Consider the following 18,229-nt stretch of genomic DNA (forward strand, 5'->3'; position numbering starts at 1 on the left):
ATTTTTATTTTTTGTAGGTTGCCTGCGATAAAGTTAACGTAGGATTTAGTCATGCTTAATCATTTGTATTTGAGTAAATAATAATGTCAGACCACTTAATGAACACCTATATGCGTCAGCCAGTTACCTTTGTAAAAGGTGAGGGCGTTTGGCTGTGGGATAACCATAATGATCAATATCTTGATGCACTGGCAGGCGTAGCCGTTAATGGCTTAGGTCATGCGCATCCTAAGTTGGTGGATGCAATTGCCAAACAGGCCGCGAAGTTGATTCATGTTTCCAATATCTACAATATTGCAGAACAGTCTGCACTGGCAGATAAGTTGTGTGAAATATCTGGCATGGATAAAGTGTTTTTTTGCAACTCGGGCTGTGAGGCTAATGAGGCTGCGATTAAATTAGCACGTCTCTATGGGCACAATAAAGGCATCAATACCCCTGAAATTATTGTGATGGATCAGTCTTTTCATGGACGTACATTAGCGACACTTTCAGCGACAGGTAATCGTAAAGTGCAAGCTGGGTTTGATCCTTTAGTGAGTGGTTTTATACGCGTGCCATATGATGATGTAGAAGCGGTTAAACAAGTGGCGTTACATCATCCTAATGTTGTTGCAATATTGGTCGAGCCAGTACAAGGTGAAGGTGGTATTAATATCCCTAAAGATGCGGGTGCTTATTTAGAGCAATTGCGTCAAATATGTGACGCCAATGGATGGTTGTTGATGTTGGATGAAGTGCAGACTGGCATCGCGCGAACAGGTACTTGGTTTGCTTTTCAGCATACCAGTATTAAACCTGACGTGATGAGTCTTGCTAAAGGTTTAGGTTCGGGTGTGCCGATTGGTGCTTGTGTTGCAAGTGGTAAGGCTGCCGACGTATTCACCTATGGTAAACATGGGTCAACCTTTGGCGGTAATCCTTTAGCAACAGCGGCGGGTTTAGCGACCTTAAATATTATAGAAGAAGAACACCTGCTCGAGAATGCTGAAAAGATTGGCAATTTGATTCGTGAAGGCTTTGCCGCAGAGTTAACAGGTGCTCAAGGGTTTGTTACCGTACGCAACGCTGGGTTGATGATTGGTATCGAGCTAGATCGACCATGCGTTGAGTTAGTCAAAATGGCACTAGAAGCCAAATTGCTGATTAACGTGACCGCAGATAAAGTCGTGCGTTTGTTACCTCCGCTCGTGATGAGCGAAGCTGAAGCAAAAGAATTGGTGCAACGTTTATCTGCATTAATCAAAACATTTTTATCAAAATAAATCATTTATAACATAACTAACTTGTAGTCAGTTTTAATAAAATTTGAACTACCAACTATGATGGCAATAAAACATTTTTTACAATTTAACGATTTGAACAGTGACGAGCTTGAGTACGTCTTTGAGCGTACACGCTGGATCAAAAGCCAATTTAAAGATTATCAGCAATATTGGCCATTGCAAGATCGTACATTGGTGATGATTTTTGAAAAAGCCAGTACGCGTACACGCTTGTCATTTGAGGCGGGTATGCAGCAACTGGGTGGCTCTGCGATCTACTTAAATACTAGAGATTCTCAGTTAGGTCGCGGTGAGCCAGTAGAAGATGCTGCACAGGTGATTTCACGCATGAGTGATATTGTGATGATTCGTACTTTTGAGCAAGAAATCATCGAGCGCTTTGCAGCTAACTCACGTGTCCCTGTGATTAATGGCTTAACGAATGAATATCATCCATGCCAGATTCTCGCGGATATTTTTACATACATTGAACACCGCGGCTCGATTAAAGGCAAAACCGTCGCTTGGATTGGTGATAGCAATAATATGTGTCATACCTGGTTACAGGCTGCTGAGTTATTAGACTTTAATGTACATGTTTCTACGCCGCCAGGTTATGAAGTTGAGCCTGAACGTGCCAATTTGTATGGGACTGATCACTTTGAGGTATTTGCTGACCCAATGGACGCTGCACGAGGTGCTGACTTAGTGACCACAGATGTTTGGACAAGCATGGGCTTTGAAGCAGAGAACGAAGAGCGCATGCGAGATTTTGCTGACTGGCAGGTTGATAGTGACATGATGCGTGTTGCCGCTAAAGATGCATTATTTATGCATTGTTTGCCAGCACACCGCGGTGAAGAAGTTTCTGCAGATGTGATTGATGGTGTACAAAGTGTAGTGTGGGATGAAGCCGAGAACAGGCTACACACCCAAAAAGCATTGATGGAATATTTGTTATTAGGACAAGTTTAATTAACAACAGGCGTGCTTGATTTGAATGCAGTGCGAGCTAGATTGGCATTCAAATTTTAGCAAGTGGTTGCTAAATATCTATAGAAAGAGATCATGAGTAAAGTAAATAAAGTTGTATTGGCGTATTCAGGTGGTTTAGATACTTCAGTTATTTTGAAATGGCTACAAGATGAATACCAATGTGAAGTGGTGACTTACACGGCTGATTTGGGTCAGGGTGAAGAGTTAGAGCCTGCACGTGCAAAAGCAAAAGCTGCGGGTGTAAAAGAGATTTTTATTGATGACGTACGTGAAGAGTTTGTGCGTGATTTCGTATTCCCAATGTTCCGCGCTAATACCGTGTACGAAGGTGAGTATTTATTAGGTACGTCTATTGCACGTCCGCTTATTGCTAAGCGTTTAATTGAAGTTGCTCGCGATACCAATGCCGATGCAATTTCACATGGTGCAACAGGTAAGGGTAACGACCAAGTGCGTTTTGAGCTTGGTGCTTATGCGCTAAACCCAAATATCCAAATTATTGCACCATGGCGCGAGTGGGATTTACTAAGCCGTGAAAAATTAATGGCCTATGCTGAAAAACACGGCATTCCTGTCGATATGAAGCATAAGCAAGGTGGTAGCCCATACAGCATGGATGCGAACTTGTTGCATATTTCTTATGAAGGCCGTCATTTGGAGAACCCAGCAGCAGAGGCTGAAGAGTCTATGTGGCGCTGGAGTGTTAGCCCAGAAAAAGCACCAGATGCACCGGAGTATTTAGATATTGAATACGTCAATGGTGACCCAGTGAGCTTAAATGGCGAGCCTATGAAAGCGCACGACTTGCTTGCACATTTGAACAAAATTGGTGGTAAGCACGGAGTGGGCCGTTTGGACCTTGTTGAAAACCGCTATGTAGGCATGAAGTCTCGTGGTTGCTATGAAACCCCAGGCGGCACGATTTTACTAAAAGCACACCGTGCAATTGAGTCTATTACCTTAGACCGTGAAGTCGCACACTTAAAAGACGATTTGATGCCACGTTACGCTAGCATGATTTATAACGGATACTGGTGGAGCCCTGAGCGTCTTACATTACAAACCTTGATTGATCATACACAGCAAACGGTGAATGGCTGGGTGCGCGTAAAGCTGTACAAAGGTAACGTGATTGTGACTGGTCGTGATAGTAAAACTAACTCTCTATTTGACCCTAACATCGCGACTTTTGAAGATGATAAAGGTGCTTATGACCAAAAAGATGCAGGCGGCTTTATTAAGCTTAATGCGTTGAGAATGCGTATTGCAGCAAATTTAAGAGATAAAAAATAAGACCTATACTCAACGGTAGCGATTAATTTGAATTTAATTGCTATTTAGAATGCGCTTTAAATAAGAAAAGCACCTAAGATTACTTAGGTGCTTTTCTTATTTGGTATCGGCTATTTACGATGTCTAGTTAGTACCTTAGTCTATAATGATACGGGCATTAATTGCTTGTAATGGCCTGTTGTTGTTTTTAGTGGCTAGTGCCTCAATTTGCTCTTTACTTGCCGTCATTGGTGTTTTGACCAATATCCAGCGTATGCCTTCGGTGCAGGGTGGAGTAGTGAGTGACCCGCTGAAACGATAGTAATCTTGGTTGTTTGGCATCATTTCACTAGCAAGTAGTCTAGATTTTAGCGCAACTGGTTTATCGCCATCCTGCGGTAGTTGTTTTAATATTTTAGCTAAAGCAGAGTTTGCTCTGCCTTCTTTGAACATAACTGCAATAATCGCAGTATTTCCCTTAGTGTCTGTATGTAGAAATTGTGCTTCTAGGGGGAATGATTTGCCCTGAATTCTGTGTTCACTGGGGGTGTGAAAGTTTACTTGTTTAAGCTTGAAAGTCATGCTGTCAATAGCGACAATGTTGCCATCTCTGAAATTGAGCTGTATTGAATGATTGCTTTGCAATATTTCTTTAGCTGGAAACTTTTGTAGTAGCTTTAATGGTTTTAGATTGGCATCAATGCTTTCAGTGACATCAATCGGTGATTGAGTGCTACCAGTACTACATGTTGAGAATTCGCTATTTAGCTTACTCCAGTTTTCAGGACCTTCTTTACCCTCGTAGCTCCATGTCACAGGTTTTTTAATGTCATCTGGTTTCTTACCAGTTGGTTTTGCAGGTGCTTTTTCTATAGGCTTAACTTCAGCTGGTTTGCTTTCCGTATCTGCAGGTTTAGCACTAGGGTTGGTTTCAGTTTTTGTTTCTGCGGGAGGAGCTTTGGGGGCTGCCGGTGTTGGTGCCGCAGATTTAACATTGGCACTTTTATTGGTTGTACATACATATCGCATCGCACGATCAAAGTCTGTTTCAGGTACTGGTTCTATAAATTTAGCATCTTTAATATTATTAATGGCTGCTGAATGGACAAGCTCGGAATTTAGGTATTGAAATACCTGTGAAGCAGCTGATTTTTGCGCTGGACAATCAAAATACCATAATAATTTTGATAGGTTATATTGAGTATCTGGAGACTCTAAGTTTTTTTGAATCGTCTTGTACTCAATTTGGACCCAAGCACGTTTCAGTTTATCTCTTTCCAAAATCGATTGCTTGTCTATCATTAACTTTGAGGTGCTGTTCTCATTGAGCTTGACCCAAGTGGCAGCTGAGCAGGTGCCTATGCTTATAAAAAAACAAACGAGTGATAAGTTGAGATAAGTGACCGCTTTTTGCATATTACATTCCGACTTTATTATTGATGCTTATCGTTAATTAGCTTTTAACCTAAAATTTGGCACTAAATGATGGTTTGATTAAAGTGATAACAAATTCATATATATTCAGTTAACGGCTGAATTACGCATTTGTTTAATAAATATTACACATCTTTGCCATACAAATTTACGGTACAAATTTTTTATATTAAATTGATGATGTCGGCATGAATATTTAAGTGTATTAGCCATGCTTGGCGCTGTGATGTTCTATAATCATTATTAATTTAGAGTAAAGTGAATTTGATTAATGACAACAGAAGTAGCAGCTAAGCGTTCTACCGTAGAAATTTATGCAGATGGTGCATGTAAAGGCAACCCTGGCCCTGGTGGGTGGGGGGCTTGGATTAGTTACGATGGGCATGAGAAAGAACTATTTGGTGGTGAGTCACTGACAACAAACAATCGCATGGAACTTACTGCAGTAATACGTGCTTTAGAGGCTTTAAAACGGACATGTCACGCAAAAGTATTTACCGATTCTGTGTATGTGCAGAAAGGCATTTCTGAGTGGATCATCGGTTGGAAAGCACGTAATTGGCGCACCGCTGATAAAAAACCAGTTAAGAACGATGATTTATGGCGTATTCTGGATGTGTTAGCACAGCAACATACGGTGGAGTGGGTGTGGGTGAAAGGGCATGCTGGTAATGTAGGAAACGAGCGCGCCGACATGCTGGCTAACAAGGGGGTAGATCAAATTTTGCAGAAGGGAGTTAGTGCGTCATGAGGCAGATTTTCTTAGATACGGAAACCACAGGTTTGTATCATGCCCAAGGGCATCGTGTGATTGAGATTGCAGCTGTCGAGGTGGTGAATAGACGCTTAACTAAACACCATTTTCATTATTATTTAAATCCAGACCGTGAAATTGATCAAGGTGCACAAGAAGTGCATGGTATTTCACTTGAGTTCTTGCAAGATAAACCGCGCTTTGCAGACATTGCTAATGAGCTGATTGCATTTATTGCGGATGCAGAGCTGATTATGCATAACGCCCCATTTGATGTGGGTTTTCTAAATTATGAGTTAGGGTTGATTGGCCAGAAAAAGGTTGAGTCAATCACTGCCAAAATTACGGATACACTCAAAATTGCAAAAGAGATGCGGCCTGGCCAACGTAATAACTTAGATGCCTTATGTAGGCATTTTGGTATTGATAACTCAAGACGTACCTTACATGGCGCGTTGCTTGATGCTGAGTTATTGGCCGATGTTTATATGGCGATGACGCGCGGCCAAGAAAGCTTGATGATTGGATTAGACCAGCCTAGCCAGAGCATTGCTGAAATGAGTGCTGTGAGTCATGCACCAGTATTAGTGAAGCACGCTACTGCTGATGAAATTGCTGACCATGAAGCGTATTTGGCTGGACTGGCAAAGTCAGGTAATTGCGTTTGGAATGGCTAGTACTAGTCTAGCTGGCCTAGGATTAAGTAAATTTAAGAAAGTATCAATGATGAATAACACAATTCTTGTGACAGGTGGGGCCGGTTTTATTGGGTCAAATTTTGTATTGGCGTGGGTAAAGCAGGGTTTAGGTACTGTGGTTAATTTAGACAAATTGACCTATGCTGGCAATCTGGAAAACTTGGTTACGCTAGAACATAATCCTCATCATCTATTTGTGCATGGTGATATTGGCGATCAGCATTTAGTGGCAAGCTTGTTAGCTGAGCATAAACCATGTGCAGTGGTCAATTTTGCAGCTGAGAGCCATGTAGACCGCTCAATACATGGCCCAGAAGACTTTATTCAAACGAATATTGTAGGGACCTTCCATTTACTTGAAGCCATACGTGCTTACTGGGGTGCTTTAAATGCTGTTGATAAAGCAAACTTCCGCTTCTTGCACGTTTCTACAGATGAAGTTTACGGTTCGCTAGGTAAAGATGACCCAGCATTTACTGAAACTACGCCGTATGCACCCAATAGCCCTTACTCTGCCTCTAAAGCATCATCTGATCATTTAGTGCGTTCGTATTATCATACTTATGGCTTACCGACATTAACGACTAATTGCTCAAATAACTATGGGCCTTATCATTTTCCTGAGAAGTTAATTCCGCTGGTTATTCACAATGCATTAGCGGGTAAGCCTTTGCCAGTTTATGGAAATGGTTTGCAAGTGCGCGATTGGCTGTATGTTGAAGACCACTGTGCAGCCATCAGGCGCGTGCTGGCGGCTGGTAAAGTTGGTGAGGTTTACAACATTGGTGGCTGGAATGAAAAAACCAATATTGATATTGTACGAACACTATGCCGCATGCTCGATGCTAAGCAACCGCGTGCTGATGGACAGTCTTATGTGGATCTTATTACTTATGTGACTGATCGGCCAGGGCATGACCTGCGCTATGCAATTGATGCCACAAAAATCGCGGCTGAACTTGGCTGGAAACCAGCTGAGACATTTGAAACTGGCATAGAAAAAACAGTGAACTGGTATTTGGCACATCAAGACTGGGTGAACAATATTACCAGTGGTGATTACAGAAACTGGATTCAAACTCATTATTCAGAACGTGGTGAGGAAATGGCATGAAAGGGATTATTTTAGCGGGTGGTTCTGGTACACGGTTGCATCCAGTCACGCAGGTCGTTTCTAAACAGCTATTACCTGTGTATGACAAACCGATGATTTATTATCCATTAACCACGCTCATGCTTGCGGGTATTCGCGACATTTTGGTAATCTCGACCCCAGAAGATACACCACGCTTTCAGCAGTTACTTGGTGATGGTAGCCAATGGGGAATTTCAATTCAGTTCGCGGTGCAACCATCACCTGATGGTTTGGCACAAGCGTTTATCATTGGTAAGTCGTTTATTGGCAATGATAGCTGTGCGCTAGTGCTTGGCGATAATATTTTCTACGGGCATGAGTTAGCTGTTAAAACGCAGGCTGCTGCAGCCATCAAGACTGGTGCTACTGTTTTTGCGTATCCTGTGAGTGACCCTGAGCGTTATGGTGTGGTTGAATTTAATGCGCAAGGACAGGCGGTTAGTTTGGAAGAAAAACCAGCGGTGCCTAAGTCTAGATATGCTGTCACGGGACTATATTTTTACGACAATGACGTGATTAGTATCGCTGAACAATTGAAACCATCACCAAGAGGTGAGTTGGAAATTACTGACGTGAATAGAGCGTACCTAGAACGCGGTGATTTGCAGGTAGAGGTGATGGGGCGAGGTATTGCATGGCTTGACACTGGTACGCATGAGTCGCTGTTAGAGGCTTCAATGTTCATTGAAACCATAGAAAAACGTCAGGGTTTAAAAGTGGCAAGTCCTGAAGAAGTCGCTTATAGAATGCAATATATCGATGCTGCCGCGCTAGATCAGTTAGCTAATCGTTATATTAAAAACGCATATGGCCAATATTTAAAAATGCTACTGACTGAACAGGTGTATTAAATGCAAGCGATTCAAACTGCAATTCCAGATGTGTTGATATTAGAGCCTAAAGTATTTGGTGATGATAGAGGATTTTTTTTCGAAAGTTTTAACCAACGAACGTTTGAGCAGTTAACAGGGGTTAAAACACAATTCGTGCAGGATAATCATTCAAAATCTGCTGCTAATGTGCTGCGTGGTCTGCATTACCAAATTCAACAGCCGCAGGGTAAGTTAGTGCGCGTTATTGCTGGCGAAGTATTTGATGTTGCAGTAGATTTACGCAGACAATCTAAAACTTTTGGTCAATGGGTAGGCGCTGTTTTATCTGCTGAGAACAAACGTCAGATGTGGGTGCCAGAGGGTTTTGCACACGGATTTTTAGTGTTGAAAGACAATACCGAGTTCTTATATAAAACGACAGATTACTATGCGCCTCAACATGAGCGCTGTATTAGATGGGATGACCCAGCGATTGCTATTAAATGGCCTATATCAGTTATGGCTGAGCGTTTTAGCCCTGCGCTGTCAGCTAAGGATCAGTTAGGCTTAAGTTTGGCTGATGCTGAAGTATTTGAATAAAAACCGTTAATAGCGAATCATTTAGTATGTACAACAAAATATTATTAACTGGTATTAACGGACAAGTCGGGCATGAATTGCAGCGAGTATTTTCTGAGCATCATGCCTTATTTGGCGAACTAGTCTGCCTTGATAGAAACCAGCTCGATTTGTCAGATCAGCAAGCAATACGTGATGTCGTACAAACCATTAAGCCGGATTTGATTATCAACCCAGCAGCCTATACCGCTGTAGACAATGCCGAAACAGAGCCTGAACTTGCTTATGCGATTAATGCAGTAGCACCTGGCGTGCTTGCTGCAGAAGCGGCAAAACTTGGTGCTAGGCTCATTCATTTTTCAACAGATTATGTCTATGCAGGTAATAAGGTTGGTCTCTACGTTGAGGATGATGCTACCGCACCTTTGAGTGTTTATGGGAAATCTAAATTGGCTGGAGAAGAAGCTATTCGTTCAGTCGGGTTGCCACACCTTATTTTTAGAACCTCATGGGTGTATGGTGCCTACGGTAAGAACTTTCTCAATACGATTCTGCGCTTAGCGAAAGAGCGTGACCAATTGCGCATCGTGGCAGACCAAGTTGGCGCTCCGACCAGTAGCTATAGTATTGCTGATACGGTTGTTAATGTGTTGGATCAATGGCAGGGTGACGCGTCTGGCATCTATCACCTTGTGAATGCAGGGTATACCACCTGGCATGGATTTGCTATTGCAATCGTAGAAGAGTATTCGCGCTTGGAGGCTGTGAAGGGATGGCAGCCACTTAAAGCGCAAGTGGAAAATATACAGGCAATCACGACAGCAGACTATCCAACCCCAGCAGTACGTCCAGCTAATTCACGTTTAGACTGTAGTCGATTGCTCCGAGATTTTTCTATCAGCATCCCAGATTGGCGTGAGGCCTTAATCGCTGAACTTCAAGCATTGCCCTTAGCCAATAACTAACTAAGCGCTAACTCAGTTAGCCTAATGCATCTGCCCAGCTATTAGGTGTTTCATATAAACGTACTTTTTCTAGCTTTAGATGATTGCCATAAGTATCTTGATAACGCGCTTTTAAAATTCTAAAGGCTTCAGCCGCCATGTTTTCTGCGGTGGGGACCGTTGGAAACACAACTGTTTTATGATTTTGCAGTGTATTTAAGAAGTTTAACACTTCTGTATCGTGTTGATATACTAAAAATGCATGATCCCAAACGTTGACGACAGCATCTTTTGCAATGGATTTTACATCTGAAAAATCCATCACCATGCCGTTATCAGAAGTATTTTCTGCGGTGATGATGTCGCCAGATAGTGTAATTTCGATTGCATACCGATGACCATGCAAGTTCTTGCATTGACTCTTGTGGTTAGGGATACGATGGCCTGCATCAAACTCTAGGCGGGTAGTAATATGCATATTGGGTTGTCATTTAATAGAGATTTTAATAGTACGCTCAGCCATGCTAAACGTAATAAACAAACGCTATTATACCCTTAGTCATTGCACTTGTTGGCTTGGAGATTTTTAGGGTAAAGAGTAAGCCAATGATTGGCGATGCTTACTCATTAAGTAGTGGTTGCTGGCTCTCAAAGTTAGGAAGCCACACGTTAAAGTCATCTAGTGACATCGATTTTGAATAGTAATAACCCTGTATTTTGTCACATTGCATTTCAATGAGTATATTTAGGCAATTTCTATTCTCAACACCTTCTGCCACGACTGTTTTTCCTAAGCTGTGCGCTAATTGGATGATGGATAGCACAATTTCTCTATCTTGATTAGATTGCTCAATTTGTTTTACAAAAGATTGGTCAATTTTAACTAAGCTAATAGGCATGTTGCGTAATCGTGTCATAGATGAATAGCCTGTTCCAAAGTCATCTAATGCAAATGAGCAGCCAAGTTGTGAAATTCTGTTAATGATAGACATTGCTTTTTTCTCGTCTAGCATTAAATCACTCTCTGTAATTTCAATCACAAGGGATTTTGCTGGTATGTCCCACAATGCAATGGATTGGGCAATTAATTCTGGTAGATCTGCATCTAATAGATCTGGAGATGAAAGATTGACGGTTAATGAGAAGTTTCTTTGATGCGTTGTGATAATTTCGGCAATCCGTTGGCATGCGGTGTTGATGAGCCAGCGGATGAATATTTTGCCAAATCCTTTTTTGTAGATAGTGTCGATGAGGCGCATTGGAGAAACTCCAACCCATTCAGGATTGTGCCAGCGCAATAGAATTTCAGCACTGATGCAAGTTGCAAGCTTCAAATCATGATTGGGTAAACTTATAATTGGCTGTAAGTAGACTTCCAGCTCATTATTCTGCAAAGCCTCAATAATCGCTTCTTCTAGTGAATGCGTGCTGGAAAATACACTGGTAATGTGCTGATCATACATTTCAATTTGATAATGATTAATCATGGCATGGTGTAGCGCTAATTTTGCGCATTCGTACAACGAGTGCGTTTTTGAGGTATGTGTAAAGGTGGTCACACCGCCAAAGTAGGGTTTTACAATTAAGCTATTATTCACTAATGGTAAAGACGATTCAAAAGCATGAATAAGCTCAGATGCAATCAGACCGAGTTGCGCAGGAAAGTGCAAATGTTCAATTACTAATACAAATTCATTTGGACTGATATAAAAAAGTCTCGCATCTTTGCTTAGGTGTTGTTGGATTAAATCAACTGCGGCCAATGAGAGTTTAGATTGATCGGCATTTATTTTTCTCTCTTTATCAGGGTTGATGTTCAGGTTAAGTAAAAGCAAACCTAGCTTTGTATGCTCAGTTTCTGCTTTTTTAATCAGCTTTAGCATGAGTTCTTGATTTGGTAAGCCTGTTGTTAAATCAAAGCTCTTTGAATAATCATGCTGATATTGATCAAACTGGTTGGTGGAGAGTGCAAGTAAATGTGTCAACACAAGGTGAAGCTTATCGTCGTTGGTTGAAGTCACTGAGTTTGTGTCGATTTCAGACTGCAACTTAATACATTGGCTGAGCATTAGCGCGTCTTCCAGTTGCGCGCCAGCTTTATAGTCTTGTAGCCAACTATGTAACAACTCATCAATATACTGATTGAGTTGAGACCAATTTAATTGCTGAGGCCAATGCTGCAAAACATTTAGCAACTTATTCGGTATAGGACTCACGCTAAGGTTGCTTGTAGAAACCTGTTCAAATGTTTTAGGGTCGTAATGATAAGGGCCTGAAAGGTCATTCGAGTTTAATCGATACCCCTTCATGATGTTCAGTAAATGGTTAGGCGATAAATTTAGTGTAAATTCTTGATCTATTAAGCTGTAGATTTCTTCTTGTATTTTCATGTTGGATCTGTAACAGGCTAGCTAAAGTAGTTGTTAATATTGAGACCATAGCTGTCAGGCGGCAGTCCTCTTACAATTTTGTAAGGCTCGCCGCTTGGCGTTAATGGCAAATTGATTAAATTAAGTGTTGGCGGATATTCGTTCTTTGTTTTATCTGGATTAAGTAAAATCATGACCTTTGGTAGCAGACGGCGAACGCTATTTTGTTGAATGACGACACCAACCTCCCCAGAGTTGAGTTCAACTAAAGAGCTTACGGGATACATACCTAGAAACTGCACCAATTGATCAATCAGACGTCCATCAAATTTAGTATCGCGTAGTACATGTATCTTTTCCAGCGCAAACTGATTATAAACACTTTTTGCATAGGCTTTGTTACTTGTTAACGCACAGTATGTGTCAATGAGCCCTGACATTTGTCCAGTCAGGCTAATTTGTTTTCCTTTAAGCTGATATGGATAGCCGCTACCATCAATGCGTTCATGGTGCTGTGATACCGTAATCATCGTCGTGCTGGAAATATTATTCGTTACTTCTAATAGTGCTAAAGCATGGTCCACATGTTTTTTAAATACCTCAAACTCTTCTGCGGTAATTTTTTCTTTCTTTTGCAATAGATCTTTAGGTATTTTAACTTTTCCTATATCTTGCAATAAACCAGCAAGGCCCAAGTCTTTAATTTGCTTCTTGGGCAGTGCCATGAAATTGGCAAGTGCCATTAATGTAATCGAAACATTGAGTGCATGGTTGTAAGAGTAATCATCAGTTTGTTTTAAACGTGCCAGCCATACCAGCGCATCTGAATTACGCTCAATACTATCCACCATATCGTTAAGTGCTTCATCCACTTTGCTAAGGTCTACCAGTTGGTTTTCTGCCATTGCGTTAAAGAATGCTTGCGTGACTAATTGTGTTTTCTCATAAATGGGATAGATTGTGGTGATTTCTTGCTCTATGGGGTATTTTTCTTCAATGACTGTATTGTCTAAATAATTTATTTTGTTGGCTGCAGTTACATCTTCACTTTGGGTTGCTTGTGAAGTGATGTGATTGTTTTTCTTTTTCCATGATTGACGCCAGCCTTTTAACCCCAATACAAAGTTTGATAAATCAGCCTTGATTTGTTTGGATAATGACAAGCCAGTTGGGTTGTTTTCCGTATTAAGTTCTGCATCTTGGCTTAAGTAGCTCAAATTTATATTAGTGTTGTTTGTGCTGGGTGTTTGCGGTGTGCTCTGATTGAAGTCCTGAATTTCTCTGATAATATTAAAGAAAGAGCGTTGCTCTTTATGGGTATTAATCTTGTTATTTTGTGTGTGAATAGTAGGGTTGGTATTATTTAGTACCGTTGACTGATGAATAGAGGTCGAAACATTACGTTTAATTGCGATAGGTTTCTTTGGAGATGCTAGGTAATGCGGACCAAGTGAAACGGTACGGTCGATATAGACAAACTCACATAAAGTCGCTAGCGTGGCAATTTGTGCCTCATCTTCAATTAATACACCTTCTAATAGAAAAGGTGTACCAAGCCAGGGTCGATCAAGCTCACACACAAACATGCCTAAACTTAATGAAGATACAGGTATTTGTTCTTTGCGAATATCAGTCAATTGATTTGATTCTGAATGCGGTTCCATATGGTTTTTTTAGTTTAGCCTTAGATATATACTAAACTCAATCGATAGGGTTGAATAGTGTAGTCAGTGACTATTGTTTTAGTTAAACTTTGGTGTTTACTTTTGGATATAACACTAAGCTTATCGTTCCAATAGAGAGTACTGTTTTATATTAACACTACTTACGCCTGCATCAGAGAACTGATATGCGTACTAGCAGCCAGTCCTAACGCCGGCAGGTGGTAGCCACCTTCCAGTATAGAAATAATTTTTCCTTGCGCATGTTGCTTCGCTACTTGCTTAATAAACTCTGTCATCCATGTATAGTCCTGATTTACCAAGCTCATTCCAGCAAGCGGGTCATCTACGTGCGCATCAAACCCTGCTGATACATAAATAATTTCAGGTTTAAATTGGTTGAGGACGGGCAAAAACTCATGGTTAAACGCTCGTTGATACGCTTTACCGTCTGCATTGGCAGCTAACGGCACGTTAATCATAGTCTTGGTTCGTGTATCAAACCCACGATGTGGGTAGAATGGATGCTGAAAGGTCGAGCAGAGCATCACCTGTGGATTGTGCTTAAATATGTCTTCTGTGCCATCTCCATGATGTACATCAAAATCAATGATCGCAACACGTTTAACTTGATATTGCGTTAAGGCATGGGCAACGCCAACCGCAATATGGTTGAAGATACAAAAGCCTGCGCTATTTCCCCAGCCAGCATGATGCCCTGGTGGCCTAGTGCAACAGAAAGCATTATCTACTTTTCCTTGCATCACAAGGTCTGTTGCTAATATCGCGGCGCCACTCGCATGGAGTGTTGCAGATAAGCTCATTGGACCCATTGCGGTGTCTGGATCTAGCCTAACTAATCCTGCTTTTGGTGATAATGCACGAATACGCGCTATATAATCAGCACGGTGAACCTTTGCTAATTGCGCATCTGTGGCTACAGGTGATTCATAGATGGATAAGCTATCGTAAACACCTTGCTTAATTAAAGCATTTTTAATGGCAGTGATGCGTGCTGGCGATTCAGGATGGTTGCCATCCATCATGTGTAATAGGGTGTCAGGGTGACTAATGAAAGCCGTAGTCATATCATACCTGTGATAGATTAATGTGTTGAGTGAGTAATCTCAGTACGTAACATTTTATAAATTGCTAGTCTTTCTGCCGATATTTTATTTTGCGCTAGTGCTTCAGTGATTGCACAGTCAGGTTCTTGCAGGTGCTTACAATCATTAAACCTACATTTTCCAAGAAATGGCCTGAATTCGATAAACGCATGTTCAAGCTCATCTGTGCTTAAATGGTGCAAACCAAACTCTTGTAGACCTGGTGAGTCAATGAGCCGACTACTTGCATCAAGGTGGTATAAGTGAGCCGCGGTGGTTGTGTGCTTACCGCTGTCCAGTACTTGGCTGACTTCTTGAGTGCGTACGGCTTCGCCTGGCAACAGCGCATTAATCATGGTTGATTTCCCCATGCCAGATTGCCCCACTAAAATGCTGACCTCATTTTGTAAATAGGGTCTAAGGCTAGAAATATCTTGTTTTGCTGATAATGGTAATACCTGATAACCCAGTTTAGTATAAAGCGCTAGCTTCTGTAGCGCATCATGGTTATCTGCTAAATCACACTTGTTAAGTACAATTAATGCTTTAATGCCTGCGGCTTCTGCTGCAATTAAACAGCGGTTAAGCAATGCCTCATAAAAGCTAGGTTGTGTCGCTAATACAATAATAATTTGCGTTACGTTAGCAGCGAGCATTTTGCTTTTAAACGCATTGCTGCGAAACAACAAGGTTTTGCGGGGTAGGGTAGATTCAACTACGCCTTCATGTTTATCTGTAAGTTTGAGTGTGACTAAATCACCACAAGCAAGATCAGTTTTTTTACCACGGGTCACGCAACTGATACGTTGCTTGGTTTCAGTGAGCTCTACTTGAAAACGTTTACCATAAGCGGCAACCACAGTGCCTTGCAAGCTTGTTTCATCTTGCACATTATTTGAGATACTCACGAGCCCGCTATTCTGTATATTGATAGTATTGTTGATTAAGATATTTTGCAACGTTAAGCTCTTCATCTTCAAACCACTTTAAGCCCAACATGGTGTTGCAATTACGCACTTGTGCAGCTAAAGCTTGGGCATTTTTTACTTTACGCAATTCACGTGTATAGATGCCCGAACCATCACCACCAAAACTAGCAGCATGACAACTGATACAATGTTGATTAACCAGTGTTTTTCCAGCCGATGCATCCGCATTTTGAAAAGGTTCCGCAGATGCACTGCTAGTGATTAACAGCAATAATACATATCGCAATAATTTCATCTAGGTCACCTTTTCAAAGACGTTGCTAACTAGTATACGCCGCTAATTTTGAAATTCTAATACTTGCTGGCGGATGCGAGTCATAAAAAGCAGAATGTAGTGGGTCTGGTGTTAATGTAGAGGCGTTGTCGCGATATAACTTCACTAGCGCCTCAATTAAATATTTAGCATCTGCATGTTTAGCCGCATAGTTATCTGCTTCAAATTCATTCTTGCGTGAGTAACTAGCCATGATTGGTCTCAACATGAATAGAAATACTGGTGAAACCAATAAAAATAAAACCAGCGCCATGTAATTACTCATTTCGGTCACGCCAAGACCTGCATAAAACCAAGGCTGATTCATGAGCCAGCCGAGCAATGCTAGGCCCAAAAAGCTCACGAAGAACATCATGGCGATGCGTTTAATTACATGGTGATGTTTAAAGTGACCAAGCTCGTGCGCTAACACTGCCTCAATTTCATCTGGATTCAGTCTATCTAGCAACGTATCAAAGAACACGACACGTTTAGATGAGCCAAACCCTGTAAAGTAAGCATTGCCATGGCTACTGCGTGCTGAGCCGTCCATCACAAACAAGCCTTGCGATTTAAAGCCACATTTAGTGAGTAATGTCTCAATTCTTTGTTTCAAACTCTGATCTTCAAGCGGCGTGAATTTATTAAAGAATGGCGCGATAAATGTTGGATAAATTGCAAGCATCAGTAGATTAAATACACTCCAAACTACCCAAAGGTATAACCACCAATATTCACCAGCGCCTTGCATTAACCACAAGGCAGCAAACAGAATAGGCGCACCTAAAACAATGCCTACAACACTTTGTTTAATAAGATCACTAAAAAACATCTTGGGTGTCATTTTATTAAACCCAAATTTCTCATCTACAACAAATGTCTTGTAATACTCAAATGGTAAATCAATCAGGCTACTCACAAGCATTGCACTCACAATCACGAGTGCGCCACGTGCAATTTCATGGTTAATGATTAGATTGCGCCATATATCATCAATCCACTGTAAACCGCCGCCGATTATTAACACTGCTAACAATATGGATTGTACAGTAGCCTCTAATAGCGCTAATTTTGTTTTATCCGTAGTGTAATCAGCCGCTTTTTGATGCGCCTCTAGGGCAATGTTTTCGCTAAATGCCTGAGGCACTTGGTTGCGATGTGACTGCACATATGAAATATGTCGATTTCCAAGCCATATGCGCACAAATGTGGTTGCAATTAGCAGTGTAATGAATGTAATCGTGAGTGTGTAAGCCATTTTATCGTTCGTTTAAAAATTGAATTAAGTTAATATATGTATTGTGAAGCATTTTAGATATGATGGTTCACCAAGTTTACTTAATAATACTCATTTTAATGGAAATCATGATGACAGCTTCAGACAATACGACGAATCAGAATAATTTAATTTGGCTTGATATGGAAATGAGCGGTTTACTCCCAGATTCTGACCGTATTTTGGAGTTGGCAGCGGTGGTGACTGATGCAGATTTAAATGTAATCGCGGAATCACCAGTATTAGTTGTGCATCAGACTGATGCAGTATTAGATGGCATGGATGCATGGAACAAAGGCGCTCATGGTCGTTCAGGTTTAATAGACAAAGTAAAAGCTTCAACCCTAAGTGAAGCGGAAGCTTCAGCGCAAATGATTGAGTTCCTGAAAGCGCATGTGCCAGCTGGAAAATCGCCTATGTGTGGTAACTCAATTTGTCAGGATAGACGCTTTATGGCGCGATACATGCCTGAATTAGAAAACTTTTTCCATTATCGCAATTTAGATGTAAGTGTTTTTAAAGAGCTTGCACGCAGATGGAAACCAGAGATTTATTCAGGTTTTAAAAAAGCGAGTCGTCATGAAGCGTTGGCGGATATTTACGAGTCAATTGATGAGCTTAAGTATTACCGTGAACATTTCATTGTGAAGTAATTAGCAATAATTAACACCAGTTAATATTAAAAA

The 18,229-nt window shown here is 41.1% G+C and carries 18 protein-coding genes; 10 read left to right on the forward strand and 8 right to left on the reverse strand.

Features of this window, described 5'->3' with window-relative positions; genetic code table 11:
* The first annotated feature begins 83 nt into the window (after nucleotides 1–83).
* The 3 genes from Q7U33_RS11220 (at nucleotide 84) to Q7U33_RS11230 (ending at nucleotide 3,554) form a co-directional block, all read left to right on the forward strand.
* The gene (locus Q7U33_RS11220) at nucleotides 84–1,265 is read left to right on the forward strand and encodes an aspartate aminotransferase family protein (RefSeq protein ID WP_304860950.1); all 1,182 of its coding nucleotides are present in this window, start codon (nucleotides 84–86) and stop codon (nucleotides 1,263–1,265) included.
* 60 nt (nucleotides 1,266–1,325) lie between these two features.
* Nucleotides 1,326–2,240 (forward strand): ornithine carbamoyltransferase, encoded by a 915-nt coding sequence (argF, locus tag Q7U33_RS11225; RefSeq protein ID WP_304861070.1) that lies wholly within the window; start codon nucleotides 1,326–1,328, stop codon nucleotides 2,238–2,240.
* A gap of 93 nt (nucleotides 2,241–2,333) precedes the next feature.
* The gene (locus Q7U33_RS11230) at nucleotides 2,334–3,554 is read left to right on the forward strand and encodes an argininosuccinate synthase (RefSeq protein WP_304860952.1); all 1,221 of its coding nucleotides are present in this window, start codon (nucleotides 2,334–2,336) and stop codon (nucleotides 3,552–3,554) included.
* Between the two features lie 135 nt (nucleotides 3,555–3,689).
* On the opposite strand, the gene Q7U33_RS11235 is transcribed toward Q7U33_RS11230, so the two are convergent.
* Nucleotides 3,690–4,949 carry a carbonic anhydrase gene (locus Q7U33_RS11235; protein WP_370652009.1) on the reverse strand — a complete coding sequence of 420 codons (1,260 nt, stop codon included), beginning with the start codon at nucleotides 4,947–4,949 and terminating at the stop codon, nucleotides 3,690–3,692.
* Nucleotides 4,950–5,238: 289 nt separating this feature from the next.
* Between Q7U33_RS11235 and rnhA the strand changes: the two genes are divergently transcribed.
* The 6 genes from rnhA to rfbD are packed head-to-tail and all read left to right on the forward strand — an operon-like array spanning nucleotide 5,239 to nucleotide 9,910.
* Complete coding sequence (rnhA, locus tag Q7U33_RS11240) at nucleotides 5,239–5,718, forward strand: ribonuclease HI (RefSeq protein ID WP_304860956.1); 480 nt, start codon at nucleotides 5,239–5,241, stop codon at nucleotides 5,716–5,718.
* Nucleotides 5,715–6,398: a DNA polymerase III subunit epsilon gene (dnaQ, locus tag Q7U33_RS11245; protein WP_304860958.1), complete on the forward strand. Its 684-nt coding sequence runs from the start codon at nucleotides 5,715–5,717 to the stop codon at nucleotides 6,396–6,398. Before rnhA ends, dnaQ begins: the two co-directional genes overlap by 4 nt.
* Before the next feature lie 49 nt (nucleotides 6,399–6,447).
* On the forward strand, nucleotides 6,448–7,533 hold the full coding sequence (gene rfbB, locus Q7U33_RS11250) for a dTDP-glucose 4,6-dehydratase (RefSeq protein ID WP_304861075.1): 1,086 nt from the start codon (nucleotides 6,448–6,450) through the stop codon (nucleotides 7,531–7,533).
* Complete coding sequence (gene rfbA, locus Q7U33_RS11255; RefSeq protein WP_304860960.1) at nucleotides 7,530–8,405, forward strand: glucose-1-phosphate thymidylyltransferase RfbA; 876 nt, start codon at nucleotides 7,530–7,532, stop codon at nucleotides 8,403–8,405. The genes rfbB and rfbA overlap by 4 nt, the downstream gene beginning before the upstream one ends.
* The gene (rfbC, locus tag Q7U33_RS11260; RefSeq protein WP_304860963.1) at nucleotides 8,406–8,966 is read left to right on the forward strand and encodes a dTDP-4-dehydrorhamnose 3,5-epimerase; all 561 of its coding nucleotides are present in this window, start codon (nucleotides 8,406–8,408) and stop codon (nucleotides 8,964–8,966) included.
* 26 nt (nucleotides 8,967–8,992) lie between these two features.
* Nucleotides 8,993–9,910, forward strand: a complete 918-nt coding sequence (gene rfbD, locus Q7U33_RS11265) for a dTDP-4-dehydrorhamnose reductase (RefSeq protein ID WP_304860965.1) — start codon at nucleotides 8,993–8,995, stop codon at nucleotides 9,908–9,910.
* Nucleotides 9,911–9,926: 16 nt separating this feature from the next.
* On the opposite strand, the gene queD is transcribed toward rfbD, so the two are convergent.
* The 7 genes from queD to Q7U33_RS11300 all read right to left on the reverse strand — a co-directional run bounded on the left by queD (nucleotide 9,927) and on the right by Q7U33_RS11300 (nucleotide 17,525).
* Nucleotides 9,927–10,367: a 6-carboxytetrahydropterin synthase QueD gene (queD, locus tag Q7U33_RS11270; RefSeq protein ID WP_304860968.1), complete on the reverse strand. Its 441-nt coding sequence runs from the start codon at nucleotides 10,365–10,367 to the stop codon at nucleotides 9,927–9,929.
* A gap of 142 nt (nucleotides 10,368–10,509) precedes the next feature.
* Complete coding sequence (locus Q7U33_RS11275) at nucleotides 10,510–12,279, reverse strand: EAL domain-containing protein (RefSeq protein WP_304860970.1); 1,770 nt, start codon at nucleotides 12,277–12,279, stop codon at nucleotides 10,510–10,512.
* A 17-nt stretch (nucleotides 12,280–12,296) separates the two neighbouring features.
* Nucleotides 12,297–13,922 carry an HD-GYP domain-containing protein gene (locus tag Q7U33_RS11280; protein ID WP_304860973.1) on the reverse strand — a complete coding sequence of 542 codons (1,626 nt, stop codon included), beginning with the start codon at nucleotides 13,920–13,922 and terminating at the stop codon, nucleotides 12,297–12,299.
* Nucleotides 13,923–14,083: 161 nt separating this feature from the next.
* On the reverse strand, nucleotides 14,084–15,007 hold the full coding sequence (locus tag Q7U33_RS11285; RefSeq protein WP_304860975.1) for a histone deacetylase family protein: 924 nt from the start codon (nucleotides 15,005–15,007) through the stop codon (nucleotides 14,084–14,086).
* Nucleotides 15,008–15,024: 17 nt separating this feature from the next.
* The gene (rsgA, locus tag Q7U33_RS11290) at nucleotides 15,025–15,999 is read right to left on the reverse strand and encodes a ribosome small subunit-dependent GTPase A (RefSeq protein ID WP_304860976.1); all 975 of its coding nucleotides are present in this window, start codon (nucleotides 15,997–15,999) and stop codon (nucleotides 15,025–15,027) included.
* Nucleotides 15,941–16,249 carry a cytochrome c gene (locus Q7U33_RS11295; protein WP_304860979.1) on the reverse strand — a complete coding sequence of 103 codons (309 nt, stop codon included), beginning with the start codon at nucleotides 16,247–16,249 and terminating at the stop codon, nucleotides 15,941–15,943. The genes rsgA and Q7U33_RS11295 overlap by 59 nt, the downstream gene beginning before the upstream one ends.
* Before the next feature lie 25 nt (nucleotides 16,250–16,274).
* On the reverse strand, nucleotides 16,275–17,525 hold the full coding sequence (locus tag Q7U33_RS11300; RefSeq protein ID WP_304860983.1) for a M48 family metallopeptidase: 1,251 nt from the start codon (nucleotides 17,523–17,525) through the stop codon (nucleotides 16,275–16,277).
* Nucleotides 17,526–17,635: 110 nt separating this feature from the next.
* Here Q7U33_RS11300 and orn point away from each other — a divergent pair, with 110 nt between their 5' ends.
* On the forward strand, nucleotides 17,636–18,196 hold the full coding sequence (orn, locus tag Q7U33_RS11305; RefSeq protein WP_304861079.1) for an oligoribonuclease: 561 nt from the start codon (nucleotides 17,636–17,638) through the stop codon (nucleotides 18,194–18,196).
* The last annotated feature ends 33 nt before the right edge of the window (nucleotides 18,197–18,229 follow it).

Source organism: Methylotenera sp. (genome assembly GCF_030653755.1).
Lineage (GTDB): Bacteria > Pseudomonadota > Gammaproteobacteria > Burkholderiales > Methylophilaceae > Methylotenera.

What these genes read in the sequence shown, in the direction of transcription:
- rnhA (WP_304860956.1), top strand. Translation starts at nt 5,239, where the DNA reads ATGACAACAGAAGTAGCAGCTAAGCGTTCTACCGTAGAAATTTATGCA.
- orn (WP_304861079.1), top strand. Translation starts at nt 17,636, where the DNA reads ATGACAGCTTCAGACAATACGACGAATCAGAATAATTTAATTTGGCTT.
- Q7U33_RS11300 (WP_304860983.1), bottom strand. Translation starts at nt 17,525, where the DNA reads ATGGCTTACACACTCACGATTACATTCATTACACTGCTAATTGCAACC.
- Q7U33_RS11295 (WP_304860979.1), bottom strand. Translation starts at nt 16,249, where the DNA reads ATGAAATTATTGCGATATGTATTATTGCTGTTAATCACTAGCAGTGCA.
- Q7U33_RS11235 (WP_370652009.1), bottom strand. Translation starts at nt 4,949, where the DNA reads ATGCAAAAAGCGGTCACTTATCTCAACTTATCACTCGTTTGTTTTTTT.
- Q7U33_RS11220 (WP_304860950.1), top strand. Translation starts at nt 84, where the DNA reads ATGTCAGACCACTTAATGAACACCTATATGCGTCAGCCAGTTACCTTT.
- dnaQ (WP_304860958.1), top strand. Translation starts at nt 5,715, where the DNA reads ATGAGGCAGATTTTCTTAGATACGGAAACCACAGGTTTGTATCATGCC.
- rfbA (WP_304860960.1), top strand. Translation starts at nt 7,530, where the DNA reads ATGAAAGGGATTATTTTAGCGGGTGGTTCTGGTACACGGTTGCATCCA.
- rfbC (WP_304860963.1), top strand. Translation starts at nt 8,406, where the DNA reads ATGCAAGCGATTCAAACTGCAATTCCAGATGTGTTGATATTAGAGCCT.
- argF (WP_304861070.1), top strand. Translation starts at nt 1,326, where the DNA reads ATGGCAATAAAACATTTTTTACAATTTAACGATTTGAACAGTGACGAG.
- Q7U33_RS11230 (WP_304860952.1), top strand. Translation starts at nt 2,334, where the DNA reads ATGAGTAAAGTAAATAAAGTTGTATTGGCGTATTCAGGTGGTTTAGAT.
- rsgA (WP_304860976.1), bottom strand. Translation starts at nt 15,999, where the DNA reads ATGAAGAGCTTAACGTTGCAAAATATCTTAATCAACAATACTATCAAT.
- queD (WP_304860968.1), bottom strand. Translation starts at nt 10,367, where the DNA reads ATGCATATTACTACCCGCCTAGAGTTTGATGCAGGCCATCGTATCCCT.
- Q7U33_RS11275 (WP_304860970.1), bottom strand. Translation starts at nt 12,279, where the DNA reads ATGAAAATACAAGAAGAAATCTACAGCTTAATAGATCAAGAATTTACA.
- rfbB (WP_304861075.1), top strand. Translation starts at nt 6,448, where the DNA reads ATGAATAACACAATTCTTGTGACAGGTGGGGCCGGTTTTATTGGGTCA.
- Q7U33_RS11285 (WP_304860975.1), bottom strand. Translation starts at nt 15,007, where the DNA reads ATGACTACGGCTTTCATTAGTCACCCTGACACCCTATTACACATGATG.
- Q7U33_RS11280 (WP_304860973.1), bottom strand. Translation starts at nt 13,922, where the DNA reads ATGGAACCGCATTCAGAATCAAATCAATTGACTGATATTCGCAAAGAA.
- rfbD (WP_304860965.1), top strand. Translation starts at nt 8,993, where the DNA reads ATGTACAACAAAATATTATTAACTGGTATTAACGGACAAGTCGGGCAT.